Source organism: Streptomyces sp. NBC_01669 (assembly GCF_026339735.1).
GTDB lineage: Bacteria > Actinomycetota > Actinomycetes > Streptomycetales > Streptomycetaceae > Streptomyces > Streptomyces yanii.
Genome location: NZ_JAPEQG010000001.1, coordinates 6,746,326 through 6,770,325 on the forward strand (window position 1 = coordinate 6,746,326; position 24,000 = coordinate 6,770,325).

The 24,000-nt window shown below is 69.7% G+C and carries 15 protein-coding genes and 1 pseudogene; 9 read left to right on the plus strand and 7 right to left on the minus strand.

Annotated elements, in window-relative coordinates:
• Positions 1-71: 71 nt before the first annotated feature.
• A complete protein-coding gene (locus OG972_RS30210) occupies positions 72-1,712 on the plus strand; it encodes a DEAD/DEAH box helicase (RefSeq protein ID WP_266986787.1) in 1,641 nt (546 codons plus the stop codon).
• Positions 1,713-1,871: 159 nt separating this feature from the next.
• Here OG972_RS30210 and OG972_RS30215 read toward each other — a convergent pair.
• Positions 1,872-2,060 (minus strand): annotated as a pseudogene (locus OG972_RS30215) (nitronate monooxygenase); the annotation flags it as partial.
• A gap of 92 nt (positions 2,061-2,152) precedes the next feature.
• Between OG972_RS30215 and OG972_RS30220 the strand changes: the two are divergent.
• Positions 2,153-3,205, plus strand: coding sequence for a HisA/HisF-related TIM barrel protein (locus tag OG972_RS30220; protein WP_266990790.1), 1,053 nt, complete (start codon positions 2,153-2,155; stop codon positions 3,203-3,205).
• Here OG972_RS30220 and OG972_RS30225 read toward each other — a convergent pair.
• Entirely contained in the window at positions 3,165-4,667 is a 1,503-nt protein-coding gene (locus OG972_RS30225) for an ankyrin repeat domain-containing protein (RefSeq protein WP_266986789.1), read from the minus strand. The genes OG972_RS30220 and OG972_RS30225 overlap by 41 nt on opposite strands.
• Before the next feature lie 48 nt (positions 4,668-4,715).
• A complete protein-coding gene (locus OG972_RS30230) occupies positions 4,716-5,624 on the minus strand; it encodes a hypothetical protein (protein WP_266986791.1) in 909 nt (302 codons plus the stop codon).
• A gap of 189 nt (positions 5,625-5,813) precedes the next feature.
• Between OG972_RS30230 and OG972_RS30235 the strand changes: the two genes are divergently transcribed.
• Positions 5,814-6,590, plus strand: coding sequence for a trypsin-like serine protease (locus tag OG972_RS30235; protein WP_266986793.1), 777 nt, complete (start codon positions 5,814-5,816; stop codon positions 6,588-6,590).
• A 22-nt stretch (positions 6,591-6,612) separates the two neighbouring features.
• Here OG972_RS30235 and OG972_RS30240 read toward each other — a convergent pair whose 3' ends face one another.
• A complete protein-coding gene (locus OG972_RS30240) occupies positions 6,613-8,427 on the minus strand; it encodes a beta-galactosidase family protein (RefSeq protein WP_266986795.1) in 1,815 nt (604 codons plus the stop codon).
• A gap of 254 nt (positions 8,428-8,681) precedes the next feature.
• Here OG972_RS30240 and OG972_RS30245 point away from each other — a divergent pair, with 254 nt between their 5' ends.
• Together OG972_RS30245 and OG972_RS30250 are read left to right on the plus strand one after the other, a co-directional pair.
• Positions 8,682-9,581: an AraC family transcriptional regulator gene (locus OG972_RS30245; RefSeq protein WP_266986797.1), complete on the plus strand. Its 900-nt coding sequence runs from the start codon at positions 8,682-8,684 to the stop codon at positions 9,579-9,581.
• Between the two features lie 11 nt (positions 9,582-9,592).
• Entirely contained in the window at positions 9,593-9,928 is a 336-nt protein-coding gene (locus OG972_RS30250; protein ID WP_266986799.1) for a chorismate mutase, read from the plus strand.
• A 283-nt stretch (positions 9,929-10,211) separates the two neighbouring features.
• On the opposite strand, the gene OG972_RS30260 is transcribed toward OG972_RS30250, so the two are convergent.
• A complete protein-coding gene (locus tag OG972_RS30260; protein ID WP_323135907.1) occupies positions 10,212-14,255 on the minus strand; it encodes a ThuA domain-containing protein in 4,044 nt (1,347 codons plus the stop codon).
• A 284-nt stretch (positions 14,256-14,539) separates the two neighbouring features.
• Complete coding sequence (locus tag OG972_RS30265) at positions 14,540-15,517, minus strand: multicopper oxidase domain-containing protein (protein ID WP_266986801.1); 978 nt, start codon at positions 15,515-15,517, stop codon at positions 14,540-14,542.
• Positions 15,518-16,283: 766 nt separating this feature from the next.
• Here OG972_RS30265 and OG972_RS30270 point away from each other — a divergent pair.
• A complete protein-coding gene (locus OG972_RS30270) occupies positions 16,284-18,395 on the plus strand; it encodes a hypothetical protein (RefSeq protein WP_266986803.1) in 2,112 nt (703 codons plus the stop codon).
• A gap of 330 nt (positions 18,396-18,725) precedes the next feature.
• Positions 18,726-19,886, plus strand: coding sequence for an ROK family protein (locus tag OG972_RS30275; protein WP_266986805.1), 1,161 nt, complete (start codon positions 18,726-18,728; stop codon positions 19,884-19,886).
• A gap of 81 nt (positions 19,887-19,967) precedes the next feature.
• On the opposite strand, the gene OG972_RS30280 is transcribed toward OG972_RS30275, so the two are convergent.
• Positions 19,968-20,456 (minus strand): AMP-binding protein, encoded by a 489-nt coding sequence (locus OG972_RS30280; protein WP_266986807.1) that lies wholly within the window; start codon positions 20,454-20,456, stop codon positions 19,968-19,970.
• Positions 20,457-20,693: 237 nt separating this feature from the next.
• Here OG972_RS30280 and OG972_RS30285 point away from each other — a divergent pair, with 237 nt between their 5' ends.
• A complete protein-coding gene (locus OG972_RS30285) occupies positions 20,694-21,311 on the plus strand; it encodes a dihydrofolate reductase family protein (protein ID WP_266986809.1) in 618 nt (205 codons plus the stop codon).
• 129 nt (positions 21,312-21,440) lie between these two features.
• Complete coding sequence (gene pepN, locus OG972_RS30290) at positions 21,441-23,945, plus strand: aminopeptidase N (RefSeq protein ID WP_266986811.1); 2,505 nt, start codon at positions 21,441-21,443, stop codon at positions 23,943-23,945.
• Positions 23,946-24,000: the final 55 nt, after the last annotated feature.

Genomic DNA, 24,000 nt, shown 5'->3' on the forward strand with positions numbered 1-24,000 from the left:
GGTACGCGCGCTCCGTAGAGTCCCCAGCAGTCCCAAGTAGTTCCCAGGAATCCCCAGGAGGGCAATTCCGTATGACCCGCTCCGAACGCCAGGACCGACCCGCCCGCACCCGCCCGTCGAGGGGGCGCGGCACGGCCCCGGCACAGGCAACCGCTAAGGGTTCCGGCAAGGGATCCGGCAAGGCGTCGCCCCGTCGCAGGGCCACGCCGCCGCAGGGCGAATTCGCCCTGCCCGAAACCATGACCCCCGCACTGCCCGCCGTCGAGGCGTTCGCCGAGCTGGACATGCCCGCCGCCCTGCTGAAAACCCTTGCCGCGCAGGGCGTCACCGATCCGTTCCCGATCCAGGGCGCCACCCTGCCGAACTCGCTCGCAGGCCGGGACATCCTCGGCCGCGGACGCACCGGCTCCGGCAAGACCCTGGCCTTCGGCCTTGCGCTTCTCGCCCGTACCGCCGGACGCCGCTCCGAGCCGCGCGCCCCGCTGGCACTCGTCCTCGTCCCGACCCGCGAGCTCGCCCAGCAGGTCACCGACGCGCTCACGCCGTACGCGACATCCGTGAACCTGCGGCTCGCCACCGTCGTCGGCGGCATGTCGATCGGCAAGCAGGCCGGCACGCTGCGCCGCGGCGCCGAGGTGCTCGTCGCCACGCCGGGCCGGCTGAAGGACCTCATCGAGCGCGGCGACGCCCGACTCGACCAGGTGTCCATCACCGTTCTCGACGAGGCCGACCAGATGGCCGACATGGGCTTCATGCCCCAGGTCGTCGGGCTGCTCAAGCAGGTCGAGCCGGACGGTCAGCGGATGCTGTTCTCCGCGACCCTGGACAAGAACATCGACCGGCTGGTCAAGATGTTCCTGACCGACCCGGTCGTGCACTCGGTCGACCCCTCCGCGGGCGCCGTCACCACCATGGAGCACCACGTGCTGCATGTGGCCGACGAGACCGACAAGAAGGTCATCGCCACCAGGATCGCGGCCCGCGACGGCCGGGTGATCATGTTCGTGGACACCAAGCGTGCCGCCGACCGCTTCGCCAAGCGGCTGCTGGCCAGCGGTGTCCGCGCTGCCGCGCTGCACGGCGGGCGCTCCCAGCCGCAGCGCAACCGGACGCTCGACCAGTTCAAGAACGGTCAGGTCACCGCACTCGTCGCGACGAACGTGGCCGCCCGCGGCATCCACGTCGACGACCTCGACCTGGTCGTGAACGTGGACCCGCCGACGGACCACAAGGACTATCTCCACCGCGGCGGTCGCACGGCGCGCGCCGGGGAATCCGGCAGCGTCGTCACACTGGTGCTGCCGGAGGAGAAGCGGGAGATGACCCGGCTGATGGCCGACGCGGGCATCGCGCCGCGAACCACCCGGATCAAGTCCAGCGACGAGGAACTCAGCCGGATCACCGGGGCGCGCGAGCCGTCCGGCATCGCGGTCGTCATCGAGGTCCCCCAGCCGACCCAGCCGAAGCCGCGCACACGGTCGGGCGGGGCCGGTGGAACCGGGGGCGGTGCGCCGTTCCGTTCCGGCACCCGAGGCCGGGGCCGACGCGGTGGGTCCGGCGCCGGAAGCGGAGCCGGGGCCACGCAGGGGGGCGGCGCGGCACGGGCCGGCGGCGCGGGCCGTGGCAACGGTTCGGGCGCGTCCTCGGGGCGTGCGGGAGGCTCCGGGCGAAGCAACGGCAGCGCGGCCGCGCGGGGTCGCAGGGCGGCGTAGCCGCGTACGAGGTGCGGTGACCGGTCGACCCGGTCACCGCACCGGGGCTCTGCCCCGAACCCCGGTCCGGGGTCGCCGGACAGGCTGGATTCATCAGCCTGTCCGGCTTTTTCGTTCCGCATCGTGGAGAGGCCCCCGAACGGACCGGGCACCCCGCCCCTACACCCGCGGCAGTCCCTTCAGTGCCTCCCGCGCCTCCTCCATCACCCGTTCCACCAGCACCGCGGAGTTCGGCAGGTCCTCGATCAGGCCCGCCACCTGACCCGACGCCATCACACCCAGATCCGTCCGGTCGTCGACCATCGACGCCTTCAGCAGCATCGGTGTGTTCGCCGCCAGCAGCACCTGGAGGTGGAGACATCCATGAGCGGATCAGCTACGTTCCACCAAGCATTTGTTAGGTGGCCTACCACCGCAGACCCGCCGCGGGCGGCGTCGGCATGACCACCCTCGCGTACTGCGCCGTCGCCCCCGAAGGCCGCACCGAACGACGCCAGATCCGGATGCGCCGAGAAGCCCTGCCCGGGCTGCGCCGCCTCACCGACGCGGTCCACGACGAGGGCGCCGCCGTCAGCGCACAGCTCGGACACGCCGGTCCGGTCGCCGACGCCCGCTCCAACCGGCTCCCTGCCCTGGCGCCTTGCCGCTTCCTCAGCCCGCTCGGCATGCGGATGACGAAAGCGGCGACGCCCGCCGACATCGACCGGGTGACCCGCGCACGCGCCACCGCCGCCCGCCTCGCCGTCGAGTCCGGATTCGACGCTGTCGAACTGTACTTCGGCCACAACTACCTCGCCAGCTCATTCCTCAGCCGGCGCCTCAACCACCGCGACGACGCCTACGGAGGAAGCCTCGCCGACCGGGCCAAAGTGGCCCTCGGCATCGCCCGCGCCGTCCGCGACGAGGTCGGCGACCGGATCGCCATCACCGCCAAACTCAACATGGACGACGGCGTACCCGGCGGCTTCTGGCTCGACGAGAGCCTCCAGGTCGCCCGCTGGCTCCAGGACGACGGCACAGCCGACGCCCTTGAACTGACTGCGGGAAGCTCCCTGCTGAACCCCATGTACCTCTTCCGCGGCGACGCACCGCTCGCCGAGTTCGCCGCGGTCTTCCCGCAGCCGATGCGCCTCGGTGTACGCCTCGCCGGCGGCAGATTCCTGCGCACCTACCCGTACGAGGAAGCGTTCCTGCTGCCCTGTGCCCGACAGTTCAGGGCGGAGCTCAGCCTCCCGCTGATCCTCCTCGGCGGCATCAGCCGCCGCGAAACCGTCACACGGGCCATGGCGGAAGGATTCGAGTACGTGGCCATGGCCCGGGCGCTGCTGCGCGAGCCGGACCTGGTCAACCGGATGGCCGAGGACGCCGGAGCGCGTTCCCTGTGCATCCACTGCAACAAGTGCATGCCGACCATCTACTCGGGCACTCGCTGCCCGCTCGTCACCGCGCCGCTCACGGCAGGCGCGGACACATCCGTTCCAGACGCTCCCTGACCGGGCCGTCCGTCACGTACGCCGCCGCGTCGACCGCCACCGACCGCGCATAACCGTCCGGCTCCGACTCCCGCAGCAACCGCTCCAACACCGGTACCGCCCGCGGGTCCTGACGGCGCGCCAGGCCCTGTGCCGCCTCCGCGACCGTGTCCGGATGCGCGTCGTCCAGCCGCTCCGCCAGCGCCGTGCGGAGCACCGGAGTGTCCGCGTCCAGCGTGGCCAGCGCCGTCGTCGCCCAGTCCCGCACCTCCGCATCGGTGTCCCGGCTCAGCCCCACCAGTGCCGCGACCCCCTCCGCATGGCCACCGGAGACCAGGTCGAACAGCGCCAGTGTCACCGCACGGCGCACCACCCGCTCCGGATTCCGCGCATGCCGCAGCACCTCCGGCAGGGCCACCGGATCGCCATGGTGCCCCAGCCCCAGCACCGCCGACCGGATCAGCTCCGTATCCGCCGCCTCCCGCGCCAGCTCCCGCAGCAGCGGAACCGAACGGGCGGCAAAAGGCTTCGACCCGGTGCGGAAACCGAGCTGGGCCAGCACATCCGCACCGAACGCCTGCCGCAACGGCTCACCGTCGCTCGCGCACCACGCGGCGCCCGCCTGGAACGTCTCCTCGTCGCCCCGCTGCCACAGCACCTCGACCGCCTCGTGCCAGTTGTCCAGATCCGGGTTCCCGCCGCGCAACGCCCGCGCCGCCAGCTCCGCGTACGGCGTCCGCAGACCCAGCTCCCCCTCCAGGACCGTGGCGATCGCACCGTGCCCCGTCTGCTGCTCCTGCCCCGCGAACGGCTCCCCGTCCCGCACCAGTTCGACGGTCACCGTCTCCCCGCCGTCCACCGCCGTGCGGCGCACCACCATCCCCGGCCCGTCCCCGTACATCTCCCGGAGCGCGCGCCGCATCTCCTGCTCCACATCCAGCGCAAGCATCCCCTGCGCCTCCCGCAGCGCTTCCTCCAGCGCCCTGGCCCGCGCACCCGCCCCGTACCGCAGCAGCGCCCGCACGGTCTCCAGAGACCCGCGCCGTACCGCGAACACCAGCGGCGGTTCATGCCCCGGCCCCGGTCCCGGCAGATCGGGGTCCGCACCATGGGCGAGCAGCGCCTCCGCGATCCGCGTATGACCCAGACCCACCGCCCATCGCAGCGCCGTGAACCCGAACTGCTCCCGCAGATCGGGCTGCGCCCCGGCCGCCAGCAGCGCCGCGACGACCTCCGTGTGCCCGCCGCACACCGCCCCGCAGATCGGCAGATCGCCGGCCTCGGGCCCGCACGCCCGGTCCGGATCGGCGCCCGTCGCCAGCAGCAGCCGCACCACACCCGGCCGGTCCGACACCGCCGCCAGATAGAGCGCCGTCGTACCGTCCTCGTCGACCGCCTCGGCGGGAGCCCCCGCGCGCAACAGCCGCACGACGGCGTCCTCACCCTCGTGCACGGCCTCGAACAGGTTCCGTGTGTCGGTCACCGGATCTTCTGCCACCCATCGACTCTACGACGGAGGGCCCCGACGGGCTCAGGTATTGCAGTCCAGTACGGTGCGGCACAACCCGCACCGCGCCCGCACCCGGCCGCGGACCGGTACCCGGATGCGCTGGTGGCAGGTCGGGCAGGCGAACGAGACCCGCCAACCCCCCGGACCCCCCTCGAACCGGTACGGGACCCCGGGGGTCGCGGCGGCCCCCGCATGGTCCTGGGCGTACCGCCGGTCCTTCGCGTAACGGTGCCGGCCGGCCCAGCCCGCCGCCACCAGCGGAGGCTGCTGCGCGTCCCGCAGCGCCAGCGCCCGCCCTTTCACGTACGCCGTATACGCCTGCGGACTCGTGAACCACGGCGACGGATCCTCGTCGAAAACCAACGCCCGCTTGGCCAGCACGTACCCGAACTCCTCCGGGGTGAGATAGCCGAGCTTCTGACTGGAGGCGGCGTCCTCCCGGAACGCGTCGAGCAGCAGCCAGCCCGCCCCCAGATACGCCGCCGCCGTGTCGGTCAGGATCTCGTTGTCCCGCGTACCGGGGAACTCCAGACCGAGCCGGTGCAACAGCACATGCATCACCTCGTGCGACAGCGCGGCACCGATGTCCCTGCGATGAGTGCGGAAGCGGTCGTTCAGCTCGATGAAGTACTCGGGCCCCGCCGCGAGTTCGACACTCCCCGCATGCTCCATCGCCCGGAACCCGACGATCATGCGGGCATCAGGCAGATGCAGATGCCGGACCATCGCCCGCGCCACGCGCTGCGCCCCCAGATGCAGATCGTCCTGGTCGGAGAAGGCCGCGTCGGCGGGCAGCAGGCTCGGGGCGTACCTGAGCACACCGTCGTACGACAGCCTGCGGTACAGCGCTGTGATCGCAGACCGGACGATGTCCATATGAGGGAAGCCATGCACCACCGGGCTGCCGTCCGGCACGTCCGCACCCCCCATCCGTGACGCTCAACCGGCTTCCACTGTAAGCGGATGCGCGCGCAACAGCGGCGAGGACAGCCCCGTTCACCGCTCGCGATCTTGGCCGGAATGCGGACCTTGTGAGGACTGCGAGCGCTTCCCGATAATCCGGCCCATGCCTTTGTCAGGCACATGCCCAAACGACCCCCCACGAAAGAAGGCACCCCGTTGAAGCAGCTTCTGCGCGCCCTGAAAAGATGTTCCGTCATAGCAGCGGTGGTCCTCGCCGCCGTCAGTCTCCAGCCCGCCGGAGCATCCGCGGCACCCACCCCCGTCGTCGGCGGCACCCGCGCCGCCCAGGGCGAGTTCCCCTTCATGGTCCGGCTCTCCATGGGCTGCGGCGGCGCCCTCTACGCCAAGAACATCGTCCTCACCGCCGCACACTGCGTGAACGGCTCGGGCAAGAACACCTCCATCACCGCCACCGCGGGCGTCGTCGACCTGCAGTCCACCGGTGTCATCAAGGTCAAATCGACCAAGGTCCTCCAGGCCCCCGGTTATACCGGCGTGGGCAAGGACTGGGCACTCATCAAGCTCGCCAAGCCCATTGACCTGCCCACCCTGAAGATCGCCACCAACACCGCGTACAACACCGGTACCTTCACCATCGCAGGCTGGGGCGCCGCCACCGAGGGCGGCGGCCAGCAGCGCTACCTGCTGAAGGCCACCGTCCCGTACGTCTCCGACGCCGACTGCCAGGCCGCATACGGCAGCGACCTCGTACCCGGCGAGGAGATCTGCGCCGGATACATCGACACCGGCGGCGTCGACACCTGCCAGGGCGACTCCGGCGGCCCCATGTTCCGCAAGGACGACGCCGGGGCCTGGATCCAGGTCGGCATCGTCAGCTGGGGCCAGGGCTGCGCCGAACCCGGCTACCCCGGGGTGTACAGCGAGGTATCGACCTTCGCCGCGAACATCGCCTCCGCGGCAGCCACACTCTGACGCCCCGACCGGCCCCACCGCATCAGCTCTGAGCACCCCCGGGTGTGCCCGTCCGGACGGGCACACCCGGACCCAGCTCCACCCACGGATCCCCGGCGCCCTCCACCTCCAGCACCCACACCTCGTTGACGCCCTCCCGCAGCACCGGACCCGGTACATACAGCGTCCGCTGCGGACCCGCCGACCAGTACCGGCCCAGACAGAAACCGTTCACCCAGACGAACCCGCGTGTCCAGCCCGGCAGTTCGAGCCCCGCGTGATCCGCAGGACCCGCGTCCGCCGAAACCACCGACTCGAACCAACCCCGGTACAGCCCGGCACGACCCCTCTCGGCGACAGCCCCGAACGGCACCGCGTCCACCGCACCCGGCTCCTCGAAAGCGGCCAGCCGCAGCGCCCGCGCGCTCACCCCGTGCAGATACTGCCGCTCGTGCAGGACGCCGCCCGTGATGCCCTTCGGCTCACCCAGCCGCGGCCCGTAATTGACCCGGCCCAGCGACTCCACCCACAGCTCGACCCACGCGGGCCCGGCCACCGGCTCGTCGAGGGTGGCGTTCTCGCCGCTCAGCACGCCCTCCCGGACCCCGTTCACATACACCACCGCCCGGTCCCGGAGCCCGGACACACCCAGCGCATACGGGCGTCGCAAACCCGGAACGGCGACCTCGTACCGCACCAGCCCCCGGTCCACGCCCAGCTCCTCGAACGTCGGCGGCACACCGGACTCCGCCCGCTCCGCGTCGCCCAGTACCTCCAGCACCACGGACAGCGGCGCCCACCCGGTCAGCTCCGCCCGCACCGGCGCCGCAAGCCCCGTCGGCTCCGGCGGCAACTCCGGAAGCGGACCGTCCGCGAACTCCGACAGGACCTTCCGGAACAGCCAGAACTTCTCCGTCGGCCGCCCGTACTCGTCGATCGGCGCATCGTAGTCGTACGACGTCACCGTCGGCTGAAGATCCTGGTCCTGCACCGGACCCGAGCGGTTCGCCCCCGCCCAGCCCGCAAAATTCGTCCCCCCGTGCGCCATGTAGACATTCACCGACGCCCCGCACTCCAGAATCTCCCGCAGGGCCTCCGCGGCCTCCGCCGGATCCCGAACCACCGGCGCGGCACCCCAGTGCTCGAACCAGCCGCACCAGAACTCCATACACATCAGCGGACCCTCCGGCTGATGCCTGCGCAGCACCTCGAACGCCTCACGTGCCCCCGAGCCGAAATTCACCGTCGCCAGCAACCCCGGCACGGAACCACCGGTCAGCATGTGGTCCTCCGCCCCGTCCGACGTGAACAGCGGCACACTCACCCCGTGCTCGCGCAGCACCTCCGCCAGCCGCCCCAGATAGACCTGATCGGTGCCGTAGCTCCCGTACTCGTTCTCCACCTGAACCATGACCACCGGGCCGCCGCGGTCGATCTGCCGCTCCACCACCTGCGGCAACAACTCGGCGAACCACCGCTCGACCGCCTCCAGATACCCGGCGTCCCGCGTCCGCACCCGCCGCCCGAACCGGCCCGTCACCCACGCGGGCAACCCGCCGTTCTCCCACTCGGCACAGATGTACGGACCCGGGCGCACGATCGCCCACAGCCCCGCCCGGTGCGCCGCATCCAGGAACCGGCCGAGCGCCGCCACCTCCCGGAACACCCCGGGCTCCGGCTCATGCAGATTCCACGGAACATACGTCTCCACACAGTTCAGGCCCATCGCCCGCAGCATCGACAGCCGGTGATCCCACTGCGCCTCATGCACCCGGAAATAGTGCAGCGCCCCCGACAGCAGGCGTACGGGCTTCCCGTCGAGCCGGAAGTGGTCGTCCCCCACGGTGAAATCAGCCATCGTGCTCGTACTCTCCTGTTGCGCCGGTCCCACCCCCGGGCCCGCACACCCCGGGGCCGCACAACGGCACGCACCACGGAGCGGGCGAACCCGGGAGGAATGTTCCATCCAGCCTCGCCCCCTGGCGTGCAGCCGGTCCATGGACAAAGATCACTGCTGTTTGGACACAATGCGCAGATCACCGCGGCCGACCGAGCCGAAGCGAACCCGGCGGAGTCGAGCCCGGCCGAGCCGAGCGGAGGAAGGAAAAGCCGATGCCGACGTACCACACCTGGATGCGATTCTTCACGCCCAGCCCGCTCCACCACCGCCTCGGCCTCGTCTGCCTGGGCGTCGGCCTGCAACACGGCGCCCTGCCCACCGTCGGCCCCCGCACCCTCGACCACCACGTCGCCGTCGTCATCAACTCCGGCAGCGGCTGGTTCAGCGGCCCCGACGGCCGCCGCATACCCGTCACCGCCCCCAGCCTCATCTGGCTCACCCCCGGCACCCCGCACCACTACGGCGCCGACCCCGGCACCGGCTGGGACGAAGCCTTCGTCGACTTCACCGGCCCCGCCACCACCACCTACACCGAACTCGGCTACATCGAACCCGACCGCCCCCTCGTCCCCCTTGCCGACACCGCAGGAGCACGCGCCGCCGTCAGCCGCATGGTGCGCGCCGCCAGACGCGGCAATCCCCTCCTCGAAGTCGAGACCGGCGCCGCCGTCCACGAACTCCTCGTCGCCCTGCGCCGCGCCCGTGCCGACGTCAGCCCCGACGGCGACCCCGTCCTGCAGGCGCTCGCCCGCGACGCATTCCAGCCCCTCTCCGTCGCCGAACACGCGGCCCGCCACAGCATGACCCCCGCCGAACTGCGCACCGCCGTACGCCGCGGTGCCGGCTGCAGCCCCAAGGACTACCTCCTCGGCATCCGCCTCGGCCGAGCCAAAGAGCTCCTCGCCGCAACCGACCTGCCGGTCGCCGCAGTCGCCCGCCGCGTCGGCTACGACGACCCCGCCTACTTCTCCCGCCTCTTCGCCCGCCGCGTCGGCACCGCCCCCGTCCGCTTCCGCGAACAACAGGGCCGCGCCGTTCCCGGCGGCTGGAGCGACCAGGTCCCCGACCCCGAACACCCACCGACGATCACCGCGTGGACCCCGGGCGTCTAAGCTCGACGACCATGACCCCGAGCGACATCGACGAGTCCGTACGCGCGGAACTGAACCGGCTCCGCGAGAGCATCGACAACATCGACGCTGCTGTTGTCCACATGCTCGCCGAGCGCTTCAAGTGCACCCAGCAGGTCGGCCACCTCAAGGCGAACCACAAACTGCCCCCGGCCGACCCGACCCGCGAAACCGAACAGATCGCCCGCCTGCGCCGCCTCGCCGAGAACGCGAAACTCGACCCCGCCTTCGCGGAGAAGCTCCTGAACTTCATCATCGCCGAAGTGATCAGGCACCATGAGCGGATTGCCGGTGACCCCCCGACCGGCGACGCAGCCTCCGAGAGCTGATCCTCTGCACCCTGCGCCGTACGGCGGGCCGAGCCCGCGCGCCCCGTCCCCGCGGGTTCGGGGCCGTCATTGCTGTAGCGGCACTTACGGGCCTCCATCACGTCCTGAGCCGGCGACGTTCACGAAGATCACCCACTCCACGAAGCCCTGGCGAACATCAGTCAGGTACGAGCACGCAGCGAGGGCCGCGACCTCAAGGCCGCGACCCTCGCTTCCGTGCCGCTGCAGCGAGTGTCCGAGGGGGTAGGCCCCCGGAGTCACGCTTCGGGTTGACCGCTCGCGACTACAGGTTCCGCACCCGGATGTTGCGGAAGTCGATCAGGTCGTTGTTGCTGTGGTTCTGCAACCCCACGTACCCGCTGAGGAACTGACGCAGGTCCGTGGGCGGGTCACCCGCCCGGGACGACGACTTGCCGGGCGTGTTGTCGAACTCGTTGATCACCACACCGTTGCGGATGATCGTGTAGTGCTGCCCGACCGCGCGGATCTCGTAGTCGTTCCACTGGCCCTTCGGAGTCACCCCCGCCTTGTCCAGGCCCACCGGCTTGAAGTTGTACACCGAGCCGGTCTTCTGGACCTCGCCCGTGGCCCCGTCGTAGATCTGGATCTCCTGACCGCAGTAGATCGCGAGCCACTCGGGGGCGGTGCGAGCCGAACCGACCGTCCCGCAACTGCCGGCCGGGCGGTCGGCCAGCGGCGTCCGCGGATCCGGGAACCGGATGAAGACACCGCTGTTGGCGTTGCCGGTACCCGGAGCCATGTCCCGGAACTGGAGCCTGACCGAGAAGTCTCCGAGCTCCTGCTTGGCGTACCACAGCATGCCCAGGCCACCTGAGCTGCGGATGGTGCCGTCGGGCTGGAGGGAGAATTTCCCGGGGCCGGCCTGCCGCCAGTCGGCGAGGCTCGCCGCGGTCCCGTCGAAGAGGGGCCGGTACCCGGCGATCTTGCCGATCTCGCTCTGCGCCGCCGCCTTGCTGATCGCCGCCGACTCGCGGTTGTCGAGGACGTCCTCCTTGCGGAGGCTGTTGACCACGCCGTTGACATGGCTGACGAACTCGCCGTGGTTCGGCCAGGACGCCTCGTCGTCGATCAGGTCATTGACGGTGCAGCCGCCGCCCGCGCGGTGGTTGGCCACGCCGGTGTCGGTGTCGAGCAGCTTGACGGTCGGACGGGCGTCGGGCGCGGGGCAGCCGGCCTTGACGTCGAACGTCGCGGTGGCCTTCTCGCCGTCGGCGTAGGTGACCGTCAGCTTCGCTTGGTACGTGCCGTAGTCGGCGTAGGTGTGCGTGGGGTTGGCCTCGTGCGACGGCGCGCTGCCGTCACCGAAGTCCCACTCCCAGGCCACACCGCCGACCTTGGCACCGGAGAACGCCACCGTCTTGGGCTTGCTCTGGGTGACCACCCGTGCTCCGGCGTCCTGCGGCTTCGGGGTGGCCGGGCCACCCTGGTAGGTGATGCGGATGAGCTTCTGGTTGGAGTGCAGGCTGAAGAAACCGCCCGCGTAGTCGAGCATGTACAGCGCACCGTCGGGGCCGAACTTGGCGTCCATCCAGCTCTGCAGCTGGGTGGAGCCGCTTCCGGGCGCGATGATGCTGCGCAGGTCCTCGCCGAAGGCCGGCGCGCCCGCGTCCTTGACCCGGTCGGGGTCGACGGTCACCGCGACCCGGTTGTTGGAGTTGGACTCGTCACCGATGAACCACTTGTCCTCCCAGTACGCCGGCCAGGCGACACCGCTCTTGGTGTCCACCTGGGAGCGGTGGTAGGTCGGACCGGACATGATGGCCTGGCCGCCGCCCTTGAGGTACGGCTGGGTGTAGGTGGCCTCGCTGTCGACGTAGCTCGGGACACCGCTGCCGTCGGAGCGCTTGGGGAAGACGGGGCCGCCGCCCTGGGGTGAGTACCAGATCATGTTGTCGCGGGCCGGCGGGATGTCCACCAGGCCGGTGTTGCGCGGCGACTCGTTCTTGAGGTGGTCGCAGTCGTACCAGCCGGTGAGGACACTGGCGTCGGTGTTGCTGCGGTCACGGTACGGCTGCCGGTTGCCCATGCAGTACGGCCAGCCCTGGTTGCCCGCGGAGGTGATGATCGTGGCCGTCTCGTACTTGGCCGGGCCCAGCTCGGGGCTCGGCGTTCCCGCGTCCGGCCCGACCCAGCCGGCGTTCAGCCAGTTGTGCACCGGGTCGACGGAGAGTCGTGCGATGTTGCGGACACCCATCACATAGATCTCGGGACGGGTCTTGGCCGTGCCCGGCGCGAAGAGGTTGCCCTTGGGGATGGTGTAGGTGCCGTCGGCCTCGGGGTGGATGCGGATGATCTTGCCGTTGAGGTCGTTGGTGTTGCCGGCGGTGCGGCGGGCGTCCTGGAAGGAGACACCCTTGTAGTCCTGGGTCCAGTTGTTCCCGGAGTAGCCGCTGGAGCCGCCGGAGGAGTTGCTGTCACCGGAGCCGATGTAGAGGTTGCCGTCCTTGTCGAAGGACATGCCGCCGCCGGCGTGGCAGCAGCTGTGGATCTGGGTGTCCCAGTGCAGCAGGTCCTTGCGGGTGGACTGGTCGATGGACTCGGTCGCGAAGTCGTAGGTCAGCCGGGAGACCGTCCGCTGGCCGATCCGCTTGTCGCGGTCGATCGACTCGTGCGGCATCCAGTAGATGTAGATCCACCCGTTCTTCTCGAACTTCGGGTCGAGGGCGATGCCGACGAGGCCTTCCTCGTTCTTGACCAGTTCGTCACCGCTGCCCCGGTTGCCCATCACGTCGAGTGTGGTGAGCAGCTTGACCTGTTTGGTCTTGGAGTCCCACTGGTGGATGGTGCCGCAGCCCAGGCCGACCTTGGGGTCGTTCCAGGAACTGATCGGGCCGGACGGGCAGGCGGCCTTGCCGATGTAGAAGGCCTTGCCGTCGGGGGCCATGGTGAGGCCGTGCGGCTCACCGATCTGGTCGAGCTTCCCCGCCTGGTTCTGGGCGGTCAGCCGCTCGGTCTTGTAGTTGGACGCGATGGTCGCCTGGCAGTCGCCGCGGACCATGCCGGTGGTCCACTGGATGGCGCCGAGGAGGTGGCTCTGGAACTTCGTGTCGGTGGTGTAGCTCTCCTCGGTGCGGCCCATGCCGGTGTAGAAGGACCGGCCGCCCTCGTAGTCCCGGCACCACGAGATCGGGTGGAACGGGCCGTTGGCGCTGAGCCCCGGCTTGTACTTTTCCTCCTCGACCTGGGCAATGGTGTGGACCTTGCCGATCGGGTTGGGGTCCCAGTTGATCCACTGGTCGGAGCGGGTCCAGTTGAGCGGAAGTCCCTTGTTGGCGGGATGCTGACGGTCCGTCACGTCAACGACGGACTGCTGGACCTTGGAGTCCTGCGGGGGCGTCGGCTTGGCGCTGAAGAGCCGCAGCTCGGCCAGCTGGGTCAGCGGCTCACCGCTGTTGGCGGTGATGTCCAGCCGGTAGTGCTGGTAGGCCGTGCTGTTGGTGAACTGGAACTGCCTGGTCTGGAACCGCGACGAGAAGGTCTCGCCGGTCCGGGTGTCCAGGGTCTTCCAGGTCTCGCCGTCCTCCGAGCCCTGCAGCTTCCAGTCCTTCGGGTCCCGTCCCGAGGAGTCGTTGGCGGAGGTCAACGCGTAGTTGACCACCGCGACGGGCTTGTCCAGCTTCATGGTGACCCAGCCGGTCGGCGTACGGGCCAGCCACTTGGTGTCGTTCTTGCCGTCGAACAGCTTGTCCTTGGTCTCGTTCGGCGGATTTTCCCCGTTGGCCGCGCTCTCGACGACCTTCTCGGGGTCGGGGAGGCCCAGGGCCGGGCGGGTGCCGATCAGCCCGGTGAACCAGGAGGAGTCGGACTGGGCCCGGGCGGCGTCGTGGACGCCGACGAAGCCGCCGCCGTTGTTGATGTACGACTGGAACGCGGCTTCCTGCTCGGCGTTGAGCGTCACGCCGTCGGCCGACAGGAACACCACCCCTCGGTACTTGGCGAGGTCGGCGGTGTTGAACACGCTCGCGTCCTCGGACTCGACGACCTTGAACCCGTTCTTCTCGCCGAGGTTCTCGATCGCCGCCGTGGCCTTGTTGACCGGGTCGTCCTGCTTGGCGGCCGGTCCGTGGAAGACCAGGACGTTCACCTGGGTTTCGGTGGCGGCGCCCTGGTCCTGGCTGGCGCTTTCGACGGGCGGCTGCGCCTGTGCCTGCACGGAAGGCAGCGTGGACAGCCCCACGGTCAGTGCGGCGCTGGACAGCAGAACGACCGCGCGGCGCCAGGGCCACGCGTGACGAGAGGTCCGCGCAGGACGCGACGGCGGTGATCCGCTTCGTCTCGACAGTGCGAACCGGTCTCTCTTGCCCATGTGTGCTCCTTGACTCGATCCGGAAACGGAAGAGTGATCAGGGGATGGAGCGAGGGCTGCCGCAGGTGCCCCGCCCGGCATGCGCCGGGCGCGACGGCTTTCGGTGGGCGGTCACGCTGCCCGGGAAGGACAGGGTGCCGGAGCAGGGAGGCCAGGTTCGCCTCCGGTCCTGGCGGGCGAGGACCGACCGGCGGCAGGTTGGTACACGCCCGTCAGGCCGTCAGGCAGGCCTGACGGGCGTGGCTTCGGGGGCGGAGCCCCTATCAGGACCCCGCCGCTGCCTTCTAGTGGTGGGGCATGCCGCCGGGGACCGAGCCGTCGGCCTCGGTCACGAGGAAGATCCCGGCCATGCCCATGTCCGCGTGGCTCTGGACGTGGCAGTGGTACATCCAGGCACCTGCGCCGACCCGGGCACCCGCGATCACCTGGAACCCGAAGGAGTCCGCGGGGCCGACGGTCTTGGTGTCGATGACCCGGCTCACGTCCTGCGGACCCTGCAGGATCCCGGTGCGGTTGTCCGCCCAGCGGTGGCCGTGCACATGGAAGGTGTGGAAGAAATCCCCGTGGGTGATGACGATGAACTCCACCCGCTCGCCGCGGACGGCCGTGAAGGTGGGGGTGTCGTGGTGGGCCTTGTTGTTGATCGTCATGTCGTTGAACACGACCGTGAACTGCTTGTCGGGCAGCACGTCGCCCTTGCGGCGCACGATCACGGGGCCGTACAGGCCCTTCTTGAGGCCGCCCGTGCCGTGTTCGGTCCCCACGTTGTGATCGTGATAGTGCCAGTAGCCCGCGCTGCCGGCCTCCCACGTCCCGTCGCGATTCGGCCCCGGGGCGTGGGTGCGCCAGACGTAGGTCCGTCGGCCGCCCGGCTCGACAACGCTGTCATTCATCTTGGTGCCGTCGCTGGCGACGTCGTAGTCCACACCGTGCACGTGCAGACTCGCGGCGACGTCCAGGTTGTTGACGACCTGGATGCGCATCGTGTCGCCCTCGGTCAGCTCGATGAGCGGGCCGGGAATCGACGCCTTACCGGGCTCCAGGCCGTAGCCCATCTCCCCGTTCGGCAACTTCTCCATGTACAGCGTCAGCTCACGGACGGTGCCCTTGTCGTTTCCTTGACCGCTTCCTTCACCGGGCTTGTCCTTCGGCGCGGCGGCGGAGGCGCCGAGCACCGTGGGAACGACCGCCGCGGCGGCCGCGCCGGTGGCGAACGCTCGCCGGGAGAAGAAGCGTCTCGTGCCTGCGCCTGAGTCGGTCATCGCTCTCCAATCCTCGAAACGCGAAGGTGCCCGAAGGCGTCTCGTGGTCGTGGTGTGAGTCGCCGCCGACGGCAGCTGTCCCGTCACGGCGGTACGCGGTGGTGCGCCGGGCGTTCGGCCCCGCGAGACAGGCGGGGCGGTCGCCGGACCGAACTCCGGTGGAGACGGTCCGACTTGGCCGGACCCCGGTGGAAGCGGTCCGGCTTGGCTCGCTGTGCCGGCTACGGCCGGGATCGGTTCGGCTGGGCGAAGGGGATTCGCCTCGGGACCTGGACACCGTAGCGAGCACGCATCCAGTTTTTCCAGACTCAGGTCAAAGTTGGTTGGATTCTTGTCATAGGTCTTGGCGGATAGTCAAAAGACCCGCTAACTTCCCCTCGTTGCCGCATTGAAAGAGGTTGCGTGAACCCCGCCCTCGGGTTCGCGGTGCCAGCGGCCTCGCAGCGACAGGGGCGGATGCCGCCTGTGCGTGAGTGACGGCGGCCCCCGCCGTCGTCGCGCGCGGGCGATCAACCGAAGCGCGGCACTCGCCCCGTTCCGTCCAGGGCGCCGGTCCGGTGAGCGGAGTACTCGCGTCTCGAACGCGCTCATCCCGGCGGCTGATCGTCCACCCGGCGGGACCGCGAGTCCTGCGCGGTGCCGCACAAGCGAATTCCCGGAAGGTGCAGCGGTGTTCAGAAGACTGCTCCATGCCCAAACGGATCCGCCCCCCTCAAGATCCGCGCTACGTGACCGATTCAGCGAGCATCCGATGCTGATGGCGCTGATGGCCGTTGTCTTCACAGCTTTCGCATTGGCCGTTCCGGCCGCGTACGCGGCGGTGAACCGCGCTGAGGAGCCCGCAGCGACCCAGGTGCTCACCTGGACGGCCGGCGACGATTACATGAAGTACACGTCAGCCCCCACCACCGCGGTGGCGGGCAAGGCGACCATTGTGTTCGAGAGCAGCGCGGCGACCGGCAACACGACGGGGTTGACGCACACCCTGACGTTCGACGTCTCGAACACCGACTACAACAACGACGTCAGCCTCAACATCCTGGCGAGCCCCTTCGACTCCCAGGGAGGCAGGCACACGGCCGAAGTCACCCTCACGCCTGGCGTCTACCGCTACTTCTGCGCGATGCCGGGCCACCAGATGATGACGGGTGAGCTCATTGTCACCGCCGCGCCCGGCGACGACACCACTGCGCCGGACACGTCAGCGACGGTGTCGGGGACGAAGGACTCCGCCGGGAACTACGTCGGCAGCGCGAACGTGACGCTGACCGCTTCGGACGCGGAGTCCGGTGTGGCCGGGATCGAGTACTCGCTCGACGGCGCGTCGTACGGCAACTACGCGGCGCCAGTTGCGGTGAACAGTGTGGGTCGGCACACGCTGAGCTACCGAGCGACGGACAAGGCGGGCAACATCTCGCCGGTGAAATCGGTGGAGTTCACTGTCGTGGCACCCGAGCCGCCGAAGGACACCACGCCACCCGACACCTCCGCGACGGTGTCCGGAACCAAGGACTCCGCCGGGAATTACGTGTCCAGCGCGACGGTCGCAGTGACTGCTTCCGATGCCGAGTCGGGTGTGGCCGGGATCGAGTACTCGCTCGACGGCGCGTCGTACGGCAACTACGCGGCGCCAGTTGCGGTGAACAGTGTGGGTCGGCACACGCTGAGCTACCGAGCGACGGACAAGGCGGGCAACATCTCGCCGGTGAAATCGGTGGAGTTCACTGTCGTGGCACCCGAGCCGCCGAAGGACACCACGCCACCCGACACCTCCGCGACGGTGTCCGGAACCAAGGACTCCGCCGGGAATTACGTGTCCAGCGCGACGGTCACAGTGACTGCTTCCGACGCCGAGTCGGGCGTGGCCGGGATCGAGTACTCGCTCGACGGCGCGTCGTACCGCAACTACGCGGCGCCAGTTGCGGTGAACAGTGTGGGCCGGCACACGCTGACCTACCGAGCGACGGACAAGGCGGGCAACATCTCGCCGGTGAAATCGGTGGAGTTCACTGTCGTGGCACCCGAGCCGCCGAAGGACACCACGCCACCCGACACCTCCGCGACGGTGTCCGGAACCAAGGACTCCGCCGGGAATTACGTGTCCAGCGCGACGGTCACAGTGACTGCTTCCGACGCCGAGTCGGGCGTGGCCGGGATCGAGTACTCGCTCGACGGCGCGTCGTACCGCAACTACGCGGCGCCAGTTGCGGTGAACAGTGTGGGCCGGCACACGCTGACCTACCGAGCGACGGACAAGGCGGGCAACACCTCGCCGGCGCAGTCGGTGGAGTTCACCGTCGTGGCGGCTCCGCCCGAGGACAGGACGCCGCCGCAGGTGTCGGCCTCCGTATCCGGCACGAAGAACGACTCCGGTGACTACGTCGGCAGTGCGACGGTGACGGTGACGGCTTCGGACGCGGAGTCGGGTGTGGCCAGGATCGAGTACTCCCTCGACGGCGGCTCCTACCTGCAGTACTCCGCCCCGGTGGCGATCGACAGAGCCGGGAGCCACACCTTGCTCTACCGGGCCAGCGACAAGGCCGGCAACACCTCCACGCCGCAGTCGCTGTCCCTCACCATCGTCGACAGCAAGCCGCCGACCGACTGTCCTGAAACGGACGACCGCTCCACCGTGTTCACCGGCTCGATCAACACCGGTGTCCCGAACCGCGTCACGACCAACGGCTGCACGGTCAACGAGCTGATCGAGGATCACCGGGCCTGGAAGAACCACGGCGCGTTCGTCTCCCACGTCGGGGAGATCGTCACGACGCTGCGGAAGGAGGGAGTCCTCGACCAGCGGGAGGCCGCCCTGATCAAGAAGGCGGCCGGCCAGTCCGACGTCGGCATGCCGAACCACAGTCTTGCCGGTCGCTGAGTCACGGCTGGGCCGTGACGCCGCCTGAGTCGTGTGCCTCGGCCGGCAGCGGTCCAGCGCACCAAAACCGATGGGGTGGAGAGCTGGACGGCTCCACCCCATCGGGCCTGGCCGCCTGTGCAAGAGTCTGGGCGGCAACGAGACTGTGCTGCTTCGAACCGGCTTTGTCCATCTGCTGATGAAAGTCCTGTAACTCTGCACAAGTTTCTTTTGCCGTCGAGGTCACGGTGCTACGGTCCGGTAGAAGTCGCGCCCCCAAGCACCGGGCATGCGAACGGCTCTGACCACGACGGGGGCGGCGTGAGGAGTACGACGGTTCGACCGGCCAATATGCATCAGGCCCGGCTGCTCCGACTCCTGCGCGACCTCGGCCCGCAGTCCCGGGTCGCCCTGGGGGACCTGGTCGAGCTGTCGCGCTCCAAGCTCGCGTTCGAGATCGACCGGCTGCTGGAAACCGGTCTGGTCGTCCCGGACGGCCTCGCCGCCTCCCGCGGCGGCCGCCGCTCGCACAACGTCCGGGTTGCCCCGTCGCTGCGGTTTCTCGGCGTGGACATCGGCGCCACCTCCGTGGATGTCGCGGTCACCAACGCCGAGTTGGAGGTCCTCGGCCACGTGGCCGAGCCGCTGGACGTGCGCGACGGCCCGGTCGCGGTCTTCGAGCGGGTGCTGGCGTTGGTCGGCAAGCTGCGCGAGGCGACGTCGGCGGAACACTTCGACGGTGCCGGGATCGGCGTGCCGGGACCTGTCCGGTTCCCGGAGGGTGTCCCCGTCGCGCCGCCGATCATGCCCGGGTGGAACGGCTTCCCCGTCCGCGAGGCGATGAGCCAGGAGCTCGGGTGCCCCGTCCTCGTCGACAACGATGTGAACCTGATGGCCCTGGGCGAGCAGCAGGCCGGTGTCGCCCGGTCCGTACGTGACTTCTTGTGCGTGAAGCTCGGCACCGGCATCGGCTGCGGCATCGTCGTCGGCGGCGAGGTCCACCGCGGTATCACCGGCAGTGCCGGCGACATCGGCCACATCCAGGTGGACCCGGACGGGCCGCGGTGCGCCTGCGGCAACACCGGTTGCCTGGAGGCCTACTTCGGCGGGAACGCCCTCGTACGCGACGCGACCGCGTTCGCCCAGTCCGGCCGCTCGACGGAGCTGGCCGGACGGCTCGCATCGGCCGGGAGGCTGACCCCCGAGGACGTGTCGGCCGCCGCGGGCGCCGGGGACGCCGCGGCCCTGGATCTGATCCGCTGGGGAGGCAACCGTACCGGTCAGGTCATCGCCGGCCTGGTCAGCTTCTTCAACCCCGGCCTGGTGGTCATCGGAGGAGGGCTCACCGGACTGGGCCACAACCTCCTGGCGAGCATCCGCACCCAGGTCTACGGACAGTCCCTGCCGTTGGCGACCGGCAACCTGCCGATCGTGCTCGGCGAACTCGGCCAGGTAGCCGGCGTCGTCGGCGCCGCCCGGCTGATCAGCAACCACATCTTCTCACCGGCCTGACGCTTCGATACGCGGCCGGAACCCGGGGGTGAGGCGGGCCCCGCGACGTACCGCGCCTTGAAAGTGGGGCCGACCGGAGCGCTACTGAATCCTGCGTTCAGCCCCGGCCCACGCCCGGTCGCGCAGGACGAACTTCTGGATCTTGCCGGTGGAGGTCTTGGGCAGCTCCCCGAACACCACGTGCTTGGGCGCCTTGAAGCGGGCCGGCCGGACCCGGACGAACTCGATGATCTCGGCCTCGGTGACCCCGACGCCGCCCAGCAAGCTCACATACCCGGCAGGCACCTCCCCCCAGCGCTCGTCGGGTACCGCGATGACCGCGACCTCCGAGACGGCCGGACGGTCGGCGATGACCCGCTCGACCTCGACCGACGCAACGTTCTCTCCGCCAGAGATGATCACGTCCTTGCTGCGGTCGTGCAGTTCGATGTACCCGTCCGGGTGCACGACGCCGAGGTCGCCAGTGCGGAACCAGCCGTCCGGCGGGGCCTTCCTGCCGGTGTACCTGTCCCCGGTCCGGACCCGGCGCACCCTCCCGGAGGAGACCGTCCGGCCGAAGGAGGTTCCCATGGCCGGCAGACCTGTACGCCCGGCGCGCTGACCCCACCGCCCCTGCCGCCCCCGCCGCGGCCCCGTCGGCGGAGCCCCCGCGGATCCGTTCGCGGAGGCAGCGACGACGACCGAGAAGGAGCCGCGTACCCGTGCCCGGCCGCCGACCGGAGCCCGACCGTGATCGGAAAGGGTAGATTTCGGTCAGATCCTCCTGACACGGACCCATGCCCACAGGGCGGGCGTATCGTCCGGCCCGTGACCGAATCCCGCACACAGGCGACGAGGAAGATCATCCTGATGACGTCGGTGTCCCTCGACGGATTCATCGAGGGACCTGACCGCGACATCGGCTGGCACCTCGTCGACGACGAACTGCACCACCACTTCAACGAAGAGCTCAGCACCATGGGCGGCTTCCTCACCGGACGCGTCACCCACGAGCTCATGGCGGACTTCTGGCCCACCGCCGACGCCGACCCCGCCAACGCCGGACCCGTCGCGGACTACGCCCGAATCTGGCGGGACATGCCCAAAACCGTGTTCTCCCGGACCCTGGAAACCACCGACTGGAACACCACCGTCCTACGCGAGGTCGACCCCGAACAGATCCGGGCACTCACCGCACAGCCCGGCGGCGACCTGGCCCTCGGCGGCGCCGATCTCGCAGCGGCCTTCCGACAGCACGACCTGATCGACGAATACCGGATCTACGTCCACCCCGTACTCATCGGACGCGGCAAACCCCTGTTCCAGGCATCCGACACCAGAGCCGGCCTCCGCCTCGCCGGGACCCGCACCTTCGGCAACGGAGTCGTCCTCCTCCACCACCGGCGCGCCGACCCCATCCCGCCGGAGACCACCCCAGGACACTGACCCCGCGGACCCGCCGCGTGGAACCGCCCCGCCGACCCCGCCCCGCGTACGCACCCCGCGCACACGCACCGGCTCAGCCCTGCGAGAACCCACCTGTGCACCCCCCATCCCATGCGGCAGAGTGGATCCATGTCCGTACTGACGCGCGACGAAGCGCAGACCCGAGCCCAGTTCCTCGACGTGGACAAGTACACGATCGACCTCGATCTGACCACGGGAGACGACACCTTCGACTCCCGCACCGTCATCCAATTCACCGCACTCGCGGCCGGAGACACCTTCGTCGAGCTCAAGCCCGCCACCCTGCGCTCCATCACCCTCGACGGACAGCCCCTCGACCCAGCCGACCTCACCGAGAACCGGTTCCCCCTCACCGCACTCACCCCCGGCGCACACGAACTCCGCATCGACGCCGCCATGCGCTACTCCCGCACCGGCGAAGGCATGCACCGCTTCACCGACCCCACCGACGGCGAAACCTACGTCTACACCCAGCTCTTCATGGAAGACGTCCAACGCGTCTTCGCCGCATTCGACCAGCCCGACCTCAAGTCCGTCTTCGCCCTCACCGTCACCGCCCCCGAAAACTCGACCGTCCTCGGCAACGGCATCGCCGAACACACCGGCAACGGCCAGTGGACCATCGCCCCCACCCCACTGATCTCCACCTACCTCGTCGCCGTCGCCGCCGGACCCTGGCACTCCGTCACCACCGAGCACGCCGGACTGCCCTTCGGCATACACTGCCGCCGCTCCCTCGCCCCCCACCTCGACGCCGACGCCGACGAAATCCTCGACATCACCCGCGCCTGCTTCGACCGCTTCCACGAAAAATTCGACGAGCCCTACCCCTTCGACTCCTACGACCAGGCATTCGTCCCCGAATTCAACGCCGGCGCCATGGAGAACCCCGGACTCGTCACCTTCCGCGACGAATTCATCTACCGCTCCGCCGTCACCGACACCGAACGCCAGACCCGCGGCATGGTCATCGCCCACGAAATGGCCCACATGTGGTTCGGCGACCTCGTCACCCTCGCCTGGTGGGACGACATCTGGCTCAACGAGTCATTCGCCGAATACATGGGCTACCAGACCCTCGCCGAAGCCACCCGCTTCACCGACACCTGGGTCGACTTCGGCGTCGCCCGCAAGGGCTGGGGATACGACGCCGACCAGCGTCCCACCACCCACCCCGTCGCCCCCGACCCCGCCGCCGTCCCCGACACCGCATCCGCGATGCTCAACTTCGACGGCATCTCCTACGCCAAGGGCGCATCCGCCCTCCGCCAGCTCGTCACCTGGCTCGGCGAAAAGGACTTCCTGGCCGGCATCAACACCCATTTCGCCCGCCACAAATTCGGCAACGCCACCCTCGCCGACTTCATCGACAACCTCGCCTCCGCCACCGACCGCGACGTCCACGCCTGGGCAGACCAATGGCTCCGCACCACCGGCGTCGACACCCTCACCCCCCACGTCGAAGAAGCCGACACCACCTGGTCCCTCACCGTCGACCACCACGGCACCCGCCCCCACCGCATCGCCGTCGGCGCCTACGACCACACCCTCGACACCCAGCCGGGCCCCGACCAGCTCGTCCTCCGCGACCGCTTCGAACTCGACATCCCCCAGGACGGCACCCCCACCACCCGCCCCGGCCGCCGCCCCGCCCTTCTCGTCCTCAACGACGGCGACCTCACCTACGCCAAGATCCGCCCCGACGCATCCTCCTGGAACACCGTCGTACGCAGCCTCTCCGGCATCCCCGACGCCCTCACCCGAGCCGTCATCTGGAACAGCGCCCGCGACATGGTCCGCGACGGCGAACTCGACCCCGCCACCTACCTCGAAACCGCCCGCACCCACCTCCCGTACGAAACCGACCTCGCCCTCCTCCAAGGCGTCCTGGGCTTCGCCGGCACCCAGATCGCCGCACGCTACGTCACCCCCGAAAACCGCCCCGCAGCCCTCGCCACCCTCACCTCCCTCTGCCGCGACCTCATCCGCCGCACAGAAGACGGCACCAGCCCCGGCCTCCGACTCACCGCCGTACGCCACCTCATCGACGCCGCCACCCAACCCGACACCATCCAGACCTGGCTCACCGACGGCACCGTTCCCGGCGGACCCGAACTCGACCCCGAACTCCGCTGGCGCATCCTCACCCGCCTCGCCACCCTCGGCGCCATCGACGAAAGCACCATCGCCACCGAACTCGAGAACGACCCCAGCGCCACCGGACAGGAAGGCGCCGCCCGCTGCCGCGCCGCCCTCCCCACCCCCGAAGCCAAAGCCGCCGCCTGGGACGCCCTGTTCAACGACGACACCCTCTCCAACTACCTCTTCAACGCCACCGCACAAGGCTTCTGGCAAGCCGAACAGACCGACCTCACCAGCGACTACGTCCCCCGCTACTACCCGGACGCCACCCAACTCGCCACCCGCCGAGGCCCCGCCATCGCCGAAGCCGCCGGACGCCACGCCTTCCCCACCTACGCGATCACCGCCGACAACCTCCACCTCGGCGAACAAGCACTGGACGGCAACACCCTCATCCCCGCACTGCGCCGCAAGCTCGCCGACCAGATCGACGACCTCCGCCGCGCCCTCGCCGTACGCAACGCCCACTGACCCCGCAACCCCGCACCACCCCCACAACCACACACCGCACCACCCGTGCCCGGCC

Bases quoted from the DNA above. Each gene is read 5' to 3' on its own strand.
- OG972_RS30210 (WP_266986787.1), top strand. From the start codon at position 72: ATGACCCGCTCCGAACGCCAGGACCGACCCGCCCGCACCCGCCCGTCG.
- OG972_RS30220 (WP_266990790.1), top strand. From the start codon at position 2,153: ATGACCACCCTCGCGTACTGCGCCGTCGCCCCCGAAGGCCGCACCGAA.
- OG972_RS30230 (WP_266986791.1), bottom strand. From the start codon at position 5,624: ATGGGGGGTGCGGACGTGCCGGACGGCAGCCCGGTGGTGCATGGCTTC.
- OG972_RS30240 (WP_266986795.1), bottom strand. From the start codon at position 8,427: ATGGCTGATTTCACCGTGGGGGACGACCACTTCCGGCTCGACGGGAAG.
- OG972_RS30245 (WP_266986797.1), top strand. From the start codon at position 8,682: ATGCCGACGTACCACACCTGGATGCGATTCTTCACGCCCAGCCCGCTC.
- OG972_RS30250 (WP_266986799.1), top strand. From the start codon at position 9,593: ATGACCCCGAGCGACATCGACGAGTCCGTACGCGCGGAACTGAACCGG.
- OG972_RS30260 (WP_323135907.1), bottom strand. From the start codon at position 14,255: ATGGGCAAGAGAGACCGGTTCGCACTGTCGAGACGAAGCGGATCACCG.
- OG972_RS30265 (WP_266986801.1), bottom strand. From the start codon at position 15,517: ATGACCGACTCAGGCGCAGGCACGAGACGCTTCTTCTCCCGGCGAGCG.
- OG972_RS30270 (WP_266986803.1), top strand. From the start codon at position 16,284: ATGGCCGTTGTCTTCACAGCTTTCGCATTGGCCGTTCCGGCCGCGTAC.
- OG972_RS30275 (WP_266986805.1), top strand. From the start codon at position 18,726: ATGCATCAGGCCCGGCTGCTCCGACTCCTGCGCGACCTCGGCCCGCAG.
- OG972_RS30280 (WP_266986807.1), bottom strand. From the start codon at position 20,456: ATGGGAACCTCCTTCGGCCGGACGGTCTCCTCCGGGAGGGTGCGCCGG.
- pepN (WP_266986811.1), top strand. From the start codon at position 21,441: ATGTCCGTACTGACGCGCGACGAAGCGCAGACCCGAGCCCAGTTCCTC.